The organism is Parundibacterium terreum (assembly GCF_014636315.1).
In the GTDB taxonomy this organism is placed as follows: domain Bacteria; phylum Pseudomonadota; class Gammaproteobacteria; order Burkholderiales; family Burkholderiaceae_D; genus Undibacterium; species Undibacterium terreum.
In genome coordinates this window covers 472018-484860 of sequence record NZ_BMED01000005.1, presented here as the reverse complement: position 1 = coordinate 484860, position 12843 = coordinate 472018, and the positions used below count along the sequence as shown (strand labels likewise).

Sequence of the window (12843 nt, the reverse complement as noted above, 5' to 3'; positions counted from 1 at the left end):
CACAGTGAGAATGGAGAGCATCATGTTAGAAGTTCGCAAAAGCACAGAACGCGGCATCGCCAATCACGGATGGCTGAATTCCAATCACAGCTTTTCATTTGGCCACTACCACGACCCCTTGCATACAGGTTTCGGCCCACTGCTGGTGATCAATGAAGATCGCGTGGAATCCAGCCGCGGTTTCGGCACTCACGGCCACCGCGATATGGAGATCATCTCCTACGTGCTGGACGGCGCGCTGGAACACAAGGACAGCATGGGCACCGGCTCAGTATTGCATTACGGCGATGTACAGCGCATGAGTGCCGGCACCGGCGTGCGCCACAGTGAATTCAATCACTCGGCCACCGAAGGCCTGCATTTCCTGCAGATCTGGATACAGCCGAATGTACAGGGCATTCCTCCCAGCTACGAGGAAAAGCACTTCGCACCGGAAACAAAACAAGGCCAGCTGCGGCTGATCGCCTCGTCCGATGGCCGTGAAGGATCGGTATTGATACACCAGGATGCCAGCATCTACGCATCGATACTGAATGGAGCGGATCAACTGGAGCATGCACTGACAAACGGCCGTACCGCCTATGTACACGTCATACGCGGCAAGGTCGAAGTCAATGGCATTGCCCTCACCGGCGGCGACGCACTGAAAATCACCAAGGAAAACCTGGTGAGCCTAAAGCAGGCTGAAGCGGCAGAAGTCCTGCTGTTCGATCTGCCTTACTGATCGCAGCGAATCGCGCATTGCACTCTTAGCAGTGTGATGCGCTTTTCGTCGCGCGATTCGGCCAAATTGAATTACCTCTCCAATTAGTTACACGCAAAATTAGCTGCACCCGATTCAACGCCTTGCATAAAACCGCAAAGCAGCATTTAACCTAAGGATTACATCATGTCTAAACTTCTCCATATCAACAGCAGCGTTCGCGGCAATGGCTCCCTGTCCCGCCAACTGACCGGCGAATTTCTGAACCGCTGGCAAGCGACCCACCCATCCGACACCATCAGCGAACTGGACCTGGCGAAAAATCCTGTGCCTCACCTGACCGAGCAAATGATGGGCGCCTTTTTTACACCAGCCGACAAGCGCACGCCTGAGCAGGCTGCTACCGTAGCGCTGTCCGACAACCTGGTAGCCCAGCTGCTGGAATCTGACGTCATCGTCATCGGCTCGCCAATGTACAATTTCTCCGTCAGCTCTACATTGAAAGCATGGATAGACCACGTTGCGCGCGTAGGCCTGACATTCAAATACACAGAAACCGGTCCAGTCGGACTGGTCACAGGCAAGAAAGTCTATATCTTCACCTCCCGCGGCGGCGTATATAGCGAAGGCCCAGCCAAAGGCATGGACTTCCATGAAACCTATCTGCGCGCAGTATTGGGCTTCCTGGGCATCACCGACATCCAGTTCATCCACACCGAAGGCGTAGGAATGGGCGAAGAAGCCACGGCCAAAGCAGTATTGGCATCGCGCACTGCGATCGGTGATTTGCTGGCTGCTTAAGCGCAAGACTGGCAACACGCCAGTATCAGCAATATCGCAATAAACAAAGGGATGCTCTCTGAGCATCCCTTTGTCATTCCCCCCTTCCGAAATACCCCCCTTCAAAAAGCACAAAGCGATTTTTAAGGCACACCTGTTCGTGCTGCCGCCTACCCCTTACCCTCTAAGGTTTGCGCTGCGCGCGTCACTGACCAGCCTGCGCGCCACAGCAAAAGCGCCCGATCATCCAAGACCACAGGCAACAACGCTGCAACACTCAAGCATGTCGCCAGCGATTTCCCTTACCAATTTCTCTATTCCTGGAGTGTATTTTTTCTTATTATTTTAATTTTCGATAATTTCGATAATAAATCCGTAAATTTTCCGTTTTTCTTTCTTAAATTATACGTACATACTACACACATCAGCTCAAGACAAACAAATTAGCCAGAGAAACGAAATTTTTTGTCCGCAATACAAACTTCGAAAATATTGCAATTGAATTGACTAAAGGCAAGAAAACGATATTTATCAGGCAATAACGCTGCATCCGAAAATTAAACTTTTACCTACTTCGTTAAACTCAAGGAGAACAACATGGCAATCGCAAAAGCACAACCAGGCAAAACTTTGCTCGACGGCAGCAACCACACACTGATCATGATTGACCATCAGTCCCAGATGTCTTTCGCCACCAAGTCCATAGATCCGGTCTTGCTGCGCAATAATGCAGCACTGGTTGCCAAGGCAGCGAAAGAGTTCAAGGTTTCCACGATACTGACTACCGTGGCAGAAAAGTCCTTCTCCGGCCCCATGTTCGACGAAATCAAGTCCGTATTCCCGAATGAAACCGTAATCGACCGTACCACGATGAACACCTGGGAAGACAGCCGCATCGCCGACCGCGTCAACGCCATAGGCAAAGACAAGATCGTACTGGCCGGCCTGTGGACATCGGTATGCATCGTCGGCCCAGCACTCTCTGCTCTGGATCAGGGCTTTGAAGTGTATGTGATTGCAGACGCCAGCGGCGACGTATCGGACGAAGCCCATCAACGCGCGATGGAACGCATGATACAAGCGGGCGCCCGCCCCATGACTTCGCTGCAATACCTGCTGGAACTGCAACGCGACTGGGCGCGCGGCGAAACCTATAATGAAACAGTCGCAACCGCAATCACCAATGGCGGCGGCTACGGCCTGGGCCTAATCTACGCAAAATCCATGTTCAATGCGAGCGAAGGCCACTAGCATTATTTCCATGAAATGGCCCGCAATACATTGCGGGCCACACTGAACCATCCGAGTTCATGGATAAGCAGGCAGGGACTGCTTATCCATGTATTTAAATTGCCACTTATTGCCACTTAAAGAAAAAGCAGGAGCAAACATGAGCGCAGACACCATACTCTTTAACGGCCGCATCCACACGGTCAACCGGCAACAACCACTGGCCAGCGCAGTCGCCATCAAGGATGGCAAATTCCTGGCAGTCGGCAACATGGAAGAAATGCAGCAACACCAGGCAAGCACAACCAAGATGGTCGACCTGCAAGGACGCACTGCCATTCCTGGCCTGAACGATTCTCACATCCACCTGATCCGCGGCGGCCTGAATTACAACCTGGAACTGCGCTGGGAAGGCGTTCCATCGCTAGCCGATGCCTTGCGCATGCTGAAGGAACAAGCGCTGCGCACGCCGCATCCACAATGGGTACGCGTGGTGGGCGGATGGACGGAATTCCAGTTCGCAGAGAAACGTCTGCCGACCCTGGACGAGATCAATGCCGCAGCACCCGACACCCCGGTCTTCATCCTGCACCTGTATGACCGCGCCCTGCTCAACCGTGCGGCATTGGCCGCAGTAGGCTATACAAAAGACACGCCCAACCCACCCGGCGGCGAAATCCAGCGCGATGCCTCCGGCAATCCCACCGGCATGCTGATCGCCCGCCCGAATGCCATGATCTTGTATGCCACCCTGGCCAAAGGACCGTCATTGCCGCTTGAACTGCAAGTCAACTCCACCCGCCAGTTCATGCGCGAACTGAATCGGCTGGGCCTGACCAGCGCCATCGACGCCGGCGGCGGCTTCCAGAATTATCCTGAGGATTACCAGATCATCGATCAGCTGGCACGGGAAAACCAATTGACGGTACGTATTGCCTATAACCTGTTCACCCAGAAAAAGGGGCAAGAGCTGGAGGACTTCCAGAGGTGGACGAAAATGGTCAAGCCCGGCGATGGCAGCGATTTCTACCGTCATAACGGCGCAGGCGAAATGCTGGTGTTTTCTGCTGCCGACTTTGAAGACTTCCTGGAACCGCGCCCCGATCTGGCTGCAGGCATGGAAGATGAACTGGAAAAGGTGGTGCGCCACCTGGTCAGCCAGCGCTGGCCGTTCCGGCTGCACGCCACCTATGATGAGTCGATAGACCGCATGCTGGATGTGTTTGAAAAAGTGAACCGGGACATTCCTTTCGACGGCCTGCACTGGATGTTTGACCATGCGGAAACCATTTCACCGCGCAACATAGAACGTGTGCGCGAACTGGGCGGCGGCATAGCGATCCAGCACAGGATGGCTTTCCAGGGAGAATATTTCGTCGAGCGCTATGGCGCCGATGCAGCCAAAGCCACGCCACCCATCGCCCGCATGCTGGACATGGGAGTGCCTGTGGGCGCCGGCACCGACGCCACCCGCGTCGCCAGCTACAACCCATGGACGGCGCTTTACTGGCTGGTGTCGGGCCGCACGGTAGGCGGCATGCGGATCGCCGAGCAGGCAGCCAGATTGTCACGCGATACCGCGCTGGAATTGTGGACTACCGGCAGTAGCTGGTTCTCCAATGAGCAAGGCAAGAAAGGCCAGATCAAGGCCGGCCAATTGGCAGACCTGGCTGTGTTGTCCGCAGATTATTTCAGCGTGGATGAAGACAGCATCAAGTCCATTGAATCGGTATTGACGATGGTGGACGGCAGGATCGTCTACGGCGCAGCAGAATTCACACCGCTGGCGCCGCCACCGATTCCGGTGCTGCCAGACTGGTCTCCGGTTGCCAAGGTGCCCGGTCACTACAGGGCTGTCAGCGGCCAGCAAAAGCAGCAGCAAAAAACCATGCTGCCGCACCAGTGCATAGGTTCATGCGGTGTGCATGGACACTCGCATGACAAGGCTAGGCGCTCTTCGGTACCGGTCTCGGAGTTTGCCGGTTTCTGGGGTGCGCTGGGCTGCAGTTGTTTCGCTTTTTAACCGGGGGCCGTCATGTCTTATTCCAAAGTATTGCTGGGCTTGATCATTTCGTTTGTGACAGGCGTGGGCTGCAAACTACTGCATATTCCCGTGCCTTCGCCACCGGTACTGACCGGCGCTTTGCTGGTGTTCACGATGAGCCTCGGCTATTGGCTGGTTGATCGCTACTGCGCTGCAAACGCCGCAAAAAACAAATCGCTGTGCGCCGGGCACGCAATAGAAAAAGAGAGGAAATAATCATGGACGTACTGATAGGAGGCATTTTGGGTTTGGCGATAGGCGCATTGTGCCGCTGGCTGGACATCCCCTCCCCAGCTCCTCCCACGCCTATAGGCGCACTGCTGGTAGTCGCGATGACCGCAGGCTTTGTCATCGCCGGAAATTTCACCTGAACTGAGAGAACATTTACATGCAAACCGCATCCAGAATACAAAAAAATCCGATTTTCTCCAGCCCTGACCTCGGCCTGCTGTATTTACGCCTCACAGGCGCCTTGCTGCTGTTTTACGTGCACGGCCTGCCCAAGGTCCTGCACTACAGCACCGAGCTGCAGCATATAGAAGACCCGTTCAATATGGGGCGCGCCTTTTCACTGTGGTTCGCCATCTTTGCCGAAGTGTTTTGCCCGATATTGATTGCACTTGGCGTGCTGACCCGTCTGGCGGCGCTGCCGGTCATTGGCTTGCTGGCGGTGGCAATGCTGGCCGTGCATCCTGACTGGAGTATCGCAGAAGGCCAATTCGGCTGGCTGCTGTTGATCGTATTTGGCGCCATTGCGCTGGCAGGCCCTGGCCGCTATTCCATCGACGCACAAAGGGGCCGCGCATGAGCCAGAATAAAGCGCTGGGCATAGGCCTGGGATTTACCGCCGGCTATGTGGATACCCTGGGTTTCGTGTCGCTATTTGGCCTGTTCACCGCCCACGTCACAGGCAACTTTGTACTAATAGGCAGTGAGCTTGCCCGGCCCTCGCACGGTGTGCTGATCAAATTCCTGGCATTCCCGTCCTTTGTTGGCGCCGTGGCTTTGACGCGGATGATCGTGATCTGGCTGGAGCGCAGCGGCAAGGCCCCTGTACGCACCTTGTTTGCAGTGCAGATTGCCTTTCTGACGGCATTCATGCTGCTGGGATATTTTGCGCTGCCGCTCCAGTCAAACGACACCTTGGTAGTGCTGCTTGCCGGCATGTCCGGCGCAGCAGCGATGGGCGTGCAAAATGCAGCCAGCAGGCTCGTGCTGAGCGATATCGCACCCACCACGGTCATGACAGGCAATGTGACGCAACTGGTGATTGACCTGGTGGACATCTTGCGCGGCAGCGCCGACACAGCAGTGCGAGGCAGGATCAGCAAGTTCCTGTGGCCTATTGTCGCCTTTGGGCTGGGTGCAATCGGCGGCGCCTATGGCTATGTGCACTTTCATTTCTGGGCCTCGTTGCTGCCTATCGCGACATTGGGCTTGTTTGCGGTAAGCGACTGAAAACAAAGAAAAATCTGTCACAGAGATCGCCCAGGCCGGTCTTTGCGGCAGATTTTTAGACTAGCTCCGCCGTTTGCCCTAAAATGGCGGCATGAAACATATAGAATTAGTACTGCCTTTTGCGATCCCCCCTCTGCCCCTTGCGCCGGATCTGGTGCGAGAATTGAAAGTCCCGGCACTTTCTTTGCTGATCTCACGTACAAAAGCGATCAATACGCATCAATTTGAAGAATTTTCGCGGCAATTGCCGCATGAGGCAGTCCTGTCGGGACAGTTTGCAAGCAGCACAGGCGGCAACCGCGGCTCCGGGCAAGTACAAGAATTTGCCACCTCGGGGCCGGCGGACACGCACGACAAAATGCATGCGCTGGGCCTGAATCCCGCCGACGGGCATTGGTTTACCCTCAGCCCCATGCACATCCATATCGCCCGCGACCATCTGGTGCTGACAGATCAGCGTCGCCTGGAACTGGCTGACGTTGAATCCAAAGCCTTGTTTGCGTCAGCGCTGGTCATTTGCAATGAACTGGGTAAGGAACTGGTATATGGCAACGCCACGACCTGGTTCCTGCGCGCCGATGAATGGGCAGGCATGCAAACCGCGACACCCGACGCGGCCTGCGGCCACAATATCGATATCTGGATGGCCAAGGGAGACAATGAGCTGCAGTGGCGCAAGCTGCAAAATGAAATCCAGATGCAGTGGTTCACCGACAAGGTCAACACCGATCGCGAAATGCAAGGCATGAGGCCGGTCAATTCAGTCTGGCTATGGGGAGGCAGTTCGCGCGCCCTTGAACGCCAGGCGATATACCGCCCTCATTCCAGCCTGGAGAGCGCGCTGGCGACAAAAGATAAATCCATCTTGCTGGATCAATTGCTGGAGCCTGCGCTCAACGAAGACTGGGCCTCCTGGCTGGACCAGATGCATGCACTGGAAGCATCCTGGTTTGTGCCGCTGGCGGCGGCATTGCAAGGCGGCCAGTTATCCAGCCTGAATTTGCAGGTCAGCGATGCCACCACCCTCGCGGAATTTTCCGTCAGCCCGTGGTCGCTGCGCAAATTCTGGATCAAACCCTCCCTGAAACCGCTTACTTCGCTGGCCAGCCAATGACACGCATCACTACTCGCCCTTATTCGCTGCGCGACTCGGAAATGTTGCGCCAGAACGGCATCCATCCTGTGCTGGCAAGGCTGTACGCTGCACGCGGCACTAAAGAAACAGCAGAACTGGCGACTGAGCTGAATTCGCTGATACCCCCCACGGGCTTGCTGCATATAGACAAGGCAGCCGTGTTCCTGGCCGACGCCATTGCGCAGCACAAACGCATGGTGATCGTTGCCGACTATGATTGCGACGGCGCCACCGCCTGCGCTGTCGGCCTGCGCGGTTTGCGCATGCTGGGGGCCGAGGTGGACTATATCGTGCCCAACCGTTTCGAATACGGCTACGGCCTGACGCCGGAAATCGTCGCACTCACTGTCAAGGAAAAGTCGCCCGACATCATCGTCACTGTCGATAACGGCATCGCCAGCATAGACGGCGTGGCGGCAGCCAATGCGCTAGGTATAGAGGTCGTCGTTACCGATCACCATTTGCCAGCAGATACTTTGCCGCAGGCGCGCGTTATCGTGAATCCCAATCAGCCGGATTGCGCCTTCCCCAGCAAGAACCTGGCCGGTGTAGGCGTGATGTTTTATGTCTTGCTAGCCTTGCGCGCGGAGATGCGCAAACGCGGCATCTTCGATTTACAAAACCAGCCCAAGCTCGATACCTTGCTTGATCTGGTTGCATTGGGCACCGTTGCCGACGTCGTCAAACTGGATGCCAATAACCGCATCCTGGTGGCACAGGGCATCAAACGCATGCGCGCCGGCCGCATGCATGCCGGAATCGCAGCCCTGTTCCGCGCTGCCAGCCGTGAAGCGCGCAATGCCAGCCCATTTGACCTTGGTTTTGCGCTGGGCCCGCGCCTGAACGCGGCCGGCCGGCTGGCCGACATGGCGCTGGGCATAGAATGCCTGACGACCGACGATGAAGGCCGCGCCTGGGGTATTGCTCAGCAATTGGACACCATCAACCGCGACCGCCGCGAAATTGAAGCAGAAATGCAGGACACCGCCCTGGCCCTGCTGGACGACTTCAAGCCGCAGGACAGTTGCACGATCACCGTTTTTGATGAGGGCTGGCACCAGGGCGTGATAGGCATCGTGGCCTCGCGCCTGAAAGATAAATTCTACCGCCCGACTATCACCTTCGCGCCCGGCGGCGATGGCTTGATCAAAGGCTCGGGCCGCTCCATTCCGGGCTTTCATCTGCGTGATGCGCTGGACCTGGTGTCCAAGCATGCGCCCAGCCTGATCCAGAAATTCGGCGGCCACGCAATGGCTGCCGGCTTGACAATACGCGCGGACGATTTGCCAGCCTTCCAGGCAGCGTTCGAGGCGGTAGGCAAGAGCTGGCTGCAGCAGCACCAGCTTGAAAGAGTCGTCGAGACCGACGGCGCACTGGAAGACGCGTATTACACGACGGATTTCATCAGCCTGCTGGATAGCCAGGTCTGGGGCCAAGGATTTGCGCCGCCGATTTTTTGCGACGAGTTCAAACTGGTTTCGCAGCGCATCCTGAAAGAGCGCCATCTGAAACTATTGCTGGAAAAAAACGGCCAGCGCTATGATGCGATCTGGTTCGGCCACACAGATACGCTCGCCGGCACCGTCAGAGTCGCCTTCCGCCTGGATGCCAATGAATACAATGGCGTAACACGGGTGCAACTGATGGTGGAGCATGTGGAGTAAGCCCTAAGAAAGCTCCCCTACTCCGCAGCGCTCTATATAAGGTGATGCCGCCCGCTTGACGGAGCGGACGGCATGCTTCCCAGCCCCCCCATCTCAACAACGTATCTTCCTGTACCTGGTTTACTCCCAGCTCATCATTGACATTTGAATGTGCGTGCACTATATTACCAAGTAGTTATATAACTAAAAAGCTATATTAAGGCCGCATGAATCACTCCGACAAACTTGACCTGGCATTCGCCGCGCTCTCCGACCCCACGCGACGCGCAATACTGGCGCGGCTCGCTGCCGGAGAGGCAACAGTTAACGAGTTGGCAGAACCGTTTGATATGACGCAGCCTGCCATTTCCAAGCATCTGAAAGTACTAGAGCATGCCGGCCTGATTTCACGCGCCAGGGCAGCACAATCACGCCCATGCCGCCTGGAAGCTGCACGCCTGCAAGATGTCGCGCGCTGGCTGGAGGCCTATCGTAATCTATGGGAAGACAGCTTTGAACGGCTGGATGCATTTTTACAATCCACCCAGGTACCCGCTATGAAAGGAAAGAAAAATGTCCGCAGTTGATGACCGCAGCACTTTCGTTATTACGCGCCAGTTCAAGCTGCCGTTGGCTATCGTATGGCAGGCCTGGAGCGATCCTGAGCAGCTTCAGCACTGGTGGGGGCCCAAGGGCTGCACTCTGGACATCAAACGCTTTGAATTCAGGCCGGGAGGCTTCTTCCACTATGCAATGAATTTCGACGGCGCACCGCCGATGTGGGGCCGCTTCAATTACCGGGAAATCAATGCGCAGCAAGGCATGGTCTGGCTGAATTCTTTCGCCAACGAAGATTGCGGTATCGCACGCGCGCCTTTCAGTGATGTGTGTCCGATGGAAATCCAGAATTCCGTCAGCTTCACCGAACACGCCGGACAAACCACGGTAACGCTAAGGGTAGAACCCTTTGGCGCGACGCAAGCGGAACGCACCTACTTTGAAGAGTTGCATGCGTCATTGGGTGAAGGCTATGGCGGCACCTTCGACCAGTTGACAGAGTATTTGCAAAGGCAATCCAGTTAGCCCCTCCGCTTAAAAAAGGCTGGCTTGCGCCGTTGTGAGATTGCTGAAGCTGTCATTCATCGGGGTCAGGATGGCATCGGCAATCGGCTTCAATTGCCGGTTCAGGTAATGGTCGTAGTCTATTCTTGAGCCGATTATTTCCAGCGGTTCCGGGCCGCTGAGTGTAATCACATAATTGATCCAGCCGCCATTCTGGTATTGCAGCGGCCTGTGGCGTTTCTGGTTGAATTCATCCGCCAGCCGGGCAGCACGCACATGCGGCGGCACATGGGTTTGATATTCATCGAGCCGCCGGCGCAGCCGTTTGCGATACACAAGCTGATCATCGAATTCGCCCTTCAGCGTTTTATGCGCATAATCACGCACAAAGTCCTGATACGGTTCGGATTTAAAAATCCGCATCAGCAACTCCTGCTGAAACCTTTGTGCCAGCGGCGTCCAGTCGCTACGCACGTTTTCCAGGCCACGAAAGACGATCTCCTCCTTGCCTGATGGGGTCGTCACCAGGCCGGCATATCTTTTCTTGCTGCCATATTCCTCGCCGCGTATCGTCGGCATGAAAAATCGCTGGTAATGCGTATCCACTTCCAGGTCCAGCCAGCTTTCCAGCCCCAGATTTTCTTTCAGGCTTTGCTTCCACCACTGATTGATATTCTCGGCCAAACCTTGCCCTATCTTCAGAGCATCAGGTTCGCTATGCCTCTGCTTCAGGGAAACGAAGATGGAATCGGTGTCGCCATAGATGACGTCATAGCCCTGCGCCTCGACCAGCAACCTGGTCTGCTTCATGATTTCATGGCCCCGCAAGGTGATGGCCGATACCAGGTCGGGATTAAAAAAACGGCAATCGCTGGCCCCGAGCACGCCGCTGAAAGAATTCATCAACAACTTCAGGGTTTGCGACAAAGGCTCATTTTTCTGCTGTTTTGCAATATCCCTGCGCCGCCAGATTTCCGCCACGATCGCGGGCAGGCAATGTTTGTCACGGGAAAAGAGCGTACCCTTGGGCCCGGGCACTGTCGTCACCGCATCCGTCGCGACCGCTCCCTCGGCCAGGCCGATAGGATCAACCAGGAAGGTACGGATGATGGATGCGTACAGGCTTTTGTAATCCAGTACCATGACGGAGTCATAGAGCCCCGGCTGAGAATCCATCACAAAACCGCCGGGATACGAGCTTGCGGCAATTTCCCCGGTATTAGGCGCCACATAGCCCTCCCGATGCATGCGGGGCAGATAATGATGGCTGAACGCCGCAATGGAGCCGCCGAAGTGGTCTGCCTGCAGCCCGGTCACATTCGCGCGTTCTATCAGGAATTCCAGCAGTTTTGCCTTGGCAAATATGCGGGTCACCAGCTCGCAGTCTTTCAGGTTGTAGCGGGCCAGCGCAGTTTTATCCTGATGAAAACGCCGCTCGATTTCATCCATCCTGTCATAGGGATTATCGATGGACTTCCCCTCTCCCAGCATGGTCTGGGATACGTTTTCCAGGCTGAACGAAGGAAAGGTCCAGTTGGCACTTCTTAAAGCCTCTATCCCGTCTATCACCATGCGTCCCGGCGTCGGCGCGAACAGATGCCCTTTTCGCGTGCCGTGCTGCCGCCACTCTGTCGGTCGCCCCTCCCGGCCCAGTAACAAAGGCACTTTGAATTTGTCCGCCTGCTTTTGCAACACGCGAAGATCAAACTGTATCAGGCTCCAGCCGGCAATCACGTCCGGGTCGTACTCCACAAACCAGGCATTGAGTTTTTCTATCAGCTCCTGCGGCCCGTCGCAGTATTCGAGCGCAAAATCCAGGGCCGGCTGTTCACCGGGTGCCGGGCCTATCATGAAAACCCGCCGGTCGCCGCACCCCTCCACCGCGATCGAATACAAATCCTCATGCGCACTGGTTTCTATGTCCAGAGAAACCATTTTCAGCGTGGGCCGGTAGTCAATGTCCGGCTTTAACTTGCAATCCAGTATCGTCATGCCATCCGGTTGCCCGCCCTCGATCTGCACCGAGGCAGTGATGAAGCGCTCCATCAGATAACGCTCCGCAGGCCTGACATCTGCTTCAAACATTGGGATACCGTTTTCTTTCAGCGTTTTTTCCAAGCGCAGCAATTGCTTATATTGTTTGCAATAAACGCCGAGCACCGGTTCCTGATGAAAGGTCTTCAGCGGCAGATCCTGCAATTTGACGCCGGGAATGCGGGACAACAAGGGTTCTATCGCAGCGCCTTGCGCCGCTTTTGCAAAGGCCACGGAAGTCTGGGCCCTGAGCAAAATTTTGCGGGGGCCGTCGTCCGTCACGACCCAGAACTCAATTTCAGTTCCGGCGGAGGTATCCCGCCAATGGCGGGTAAGAATGAATCCTTGTTGCAAAGACGAAGCCAAGAGCTAACCTTAAAAATAGTAAAACTAAAAACGATGGACCCAAAACGGGATTCCCATATGCAGCATTGTATTCAATATAAGCAGACCGCTCATCTGTGCATCATTTTTCGTATAAAAGCCTGCATTTTCCGGTGAACTGCAGGGCCGGCAGGCTTGAAATTCTTGCGGAACGGACCCAGATTAGCCACTCGGCAGAAGGTGTTTTCTGGTCCATGTTTTAGCAGATGGCACTCTACGGCTTGCTCCAGCCCCTGACAAAGCGCCCGCAGATAGATGCGCATCTATTGAACAGGGTAAGATACCTGGGCCCGATGACATCAGCCGAAGACTGTGACGAGGCACCTTAACCTGGGTGCCGAGCTGGAAAATGCAGGAGTTTAATCGTTTT

At 55.5% G+C, this 12843-nt stretch carries 13 protein-coding genes; 12 read left to right on the top strand and 1 reads right to left on the bottom strand.

What is annotated here, in order from left to right; genetic code table 11:
* The first annotated feature begins 22 nt into the window (after positions 1-22).
* The 12 genes from IEW12_RS22945 to IEW12_RS22890 all read left to right on the top strand — a co-directional run bounded on the left by IEW12_RS22945 (position 23) and on the right by IEW12_RS22890 (position 10076).
* Positions 23-724: a pirin family protein gene (locus IEW12_RS22945; protein ID WP_188568435.1), complete on the top strand. Its 702-nt coding sequence runs from the start codon at positions 23-25 to the stop codon at positions 722-724.
* Between the two features lie 165 nt (positions 725-889).
* A complete protein-coding gene (locus IEW12_RS22940) occupies positions 890-1504 on the top strand; it encodes an FMN-dependent NADH-azoreductase (RefSeq protein WP_188568434.1) in 615 nt (204 codons plus the stop codon).
* Between the two features lie 576 nt (positions 1505-2080).
* Positions 2081-2734, top strand: a complete 654-nt coding sequence (locus IEW12_RS22935; protein ID WP_188568433.1) for a hydrolase — start codon at positions 2081-2083, stop codon at positions 2732-2734.
* Positions 2735-2873: 139 nt separating this feature from the next.
* Positions 2874-4736, top strand: coding sequence for an amidohydrolase (locus tag IEW12_RS22930; RefSeq protein WP_188568432.1), 1863 nt, complete (start codon positions 2874-2876; stop codon positions 4734-4736).
* A gap of 12 nt (positions 4737-4748) precedes the next feature.
* A complete protein-coding gene (locus IEW12_RS22925) occupies positions 4749-4973 on the top strand; it encodes a DUF1427 family protein (protein ID WP_188568431.1) in 225 nt (74 codons plus the stop codon).
* Between the two features lie 2 nt (positions 4974-4975).
* Complete coding sequence (locus tag IEW12_RS22920; RefSeq protein WP_188568430.1) at positions 4976-5128, top strand: DUF1427 family protein; 153 nt, start codon at positions 4976-4978, stop codon at positions 5126-5128.
* A gap of 17 nt (positions 5129-5145) precedes the next feature.
* A complete protein-coding gene (locus IEW12_RS22915) occupies positions 5146-5565 on the top strand; it encodes a DoxX family protein (protein ID WP_188568429.1) in 420 nt (139 codons plus the stop codon).
* Positions 5562-6215, top strand: coding sequence for a YoaK family protein (locus tag IEW12_RS22910; RefSeq protein WP_188568428.1), 654 nt, complete (start codon positions 5562-5564; stop codon positions 6213-6215). The genes IEW12_RS22915 and IEW12_RS22910 overlap by 4 nt, the downstream gene beginning before the upstream one ends.
* Positions 6216-6306: 91 nt before the next feature.
* Positions 6307-7329, top strand: coding sequence for a hypothetical protein (locus tag IEW12_RS22905; protein WP_188568427.1), 1023 nt, complete (start codon positions 6307-6309; stop codon positions 7327-7329).
* Positions 7326-9014, top strand: coding sequence for a single-stranded-DNA-specific exonuclease RecJ (recJ, locus tag IEW12_RS22900; RefSeq protein WP_188568426.1), 1689 nt, complete (start codon positions 7326-7328; stop codon positions 9012-9014). The genes IEW12_RS22905 and recJ overlap by 4 nt, the downstream gene beginning before the upstream one ends.
* Before the next feature lie 206 nt (positions 9015-9220).
* Complete coding sequence (locus tag IEW12_RS22895; protein ID WP_188568425.1) at positions 9221-9580, top strand: ArsR/SmtB family transcription factor; 360 nt, start codon at positions 9221-9223, stop codon at positions 9578-9580.
* Positions 9567-10076 (top strand): SRPBCC family protein, encoded by a 510-nt coding sequence (locus IEW12_RS22890; RefSeq protein WP_188568424.1) that lies wholly within the window; start codon positions 9567-9569, stop codon positions 10074-10076. The genes IEW12_RS22895 and IEW12_RS22890 overlap by 14 nt, the downstream gene beginning before the upstream one ends.
* Positions 10077-10085: 9 nt before the next feature.
* On the opposite strand, the gene IEW12_RS22885 is transcribed toward IEW12_RS22890, so the two are convergent.
* Positions 10086-12443 carry a DNA polymerase II gene (locus IEW12_RS22885; RefSeq protein ID WP_229751293.1) on the bottom strand — a complete coding sequence of 786 codons (2358 nt, stop codon included), beginning with the start codon at positions 12441-12443 and terminating at the stop codon, positions 10086-10088.
* Positions 12444-12843 lie beyond the last annotated feature (400 nt).

What these genes read in the sequence shown, in the direction of transcription:
- IEW12_RS22945 (WP_188568435.1), top strand. Translation starts at nt 23, where the DNA reads ATGTTAGAAGTTCGCAAAAGCACAGAACGCGGCATCGCCAATCACGGA.
- IEW12_RS22940 (WP_188568434.1), top strand. Translation starts at nt 890, where the DNA reads ATGTCTAAACTTCTCCATATCAACAGCAGCGTTCGCGGCAATGGCTCC.
- IEW12_RS22935 (WP_188568433.1), top strand. Translation starts at nt 2,081, where the DNA reads ATGGCAATCGCAAAAGCACAACCAGGCAAAACTTTGCTCGACGGCAGC.
- IEW12_RS22930 (WP_188568432.1), top strand. Translation starts at nt 2,874, where the DNA reads ATGAGCGCAGACACCATACTCTTTAACGGCCGCATCCACACGGTCAAC.
- IEW12_RS22925 (WP_188568431.1), top strand. Translation starts at nt 4,749, where the DNA reads ATGTCTTATTCCAAAGTATTGCTGGGCTTGATCATTTCGTTTGTGACA.
- IEW12_RS22920 (WP_188568430.1), top strand. Translation starts at nt 4,976, where the DNA reads ATGGACGTACTGATAGGAGGCATTTTGGGTTTGGCGATAGGCGCATTG.
- IEW12_RS22915 (WP_188568429.1), top strand. Translation starts at nt 5,146, where the DNA reads ATGCAAACCGCATCCAGAATACAAAAAAATCCGATTTTCTCCAGCCCT.
- IEW12_RS22910 (WP_188568428.1), top strand. Translation starts at nt 5,562, where the DNA reads ATGAGCCAGAATAAAGCGCTGGGCATAGGCCTGGGATTTACCGCCGGC.
- IEW12_RS22905 (WP_188568427.1), top strand. Translation starts at nt 6,307, where the DNA reads ATGAAACATATAGAATTAGTACTGCCTTTTGCGATCCCCCCTCTGCCC.
- recJ (WP_188568426.1), top strand. Translation starts at nt 7,326, where the DNA reads ATGACACGCATCACTACTCGCCCTTATTCGCTGCGCGACTCGGAAATG.
- IEW12_RS22895 (WP_188568425.1), top strand. Translation starts at nt 9,221, where the DNA reads ATGAATCACTCCGACAAACTTGACCTGGCATTCGCCGCGCTCTCCGAC.
- IEW12_RS22890 (WP_188568424.1), top strand. Translation starts at nt 9,567, where the DNA reads ATGTCCGCAGTTGATGACCGCAGCACTTTCGTTATTACGCGCCAGTTC.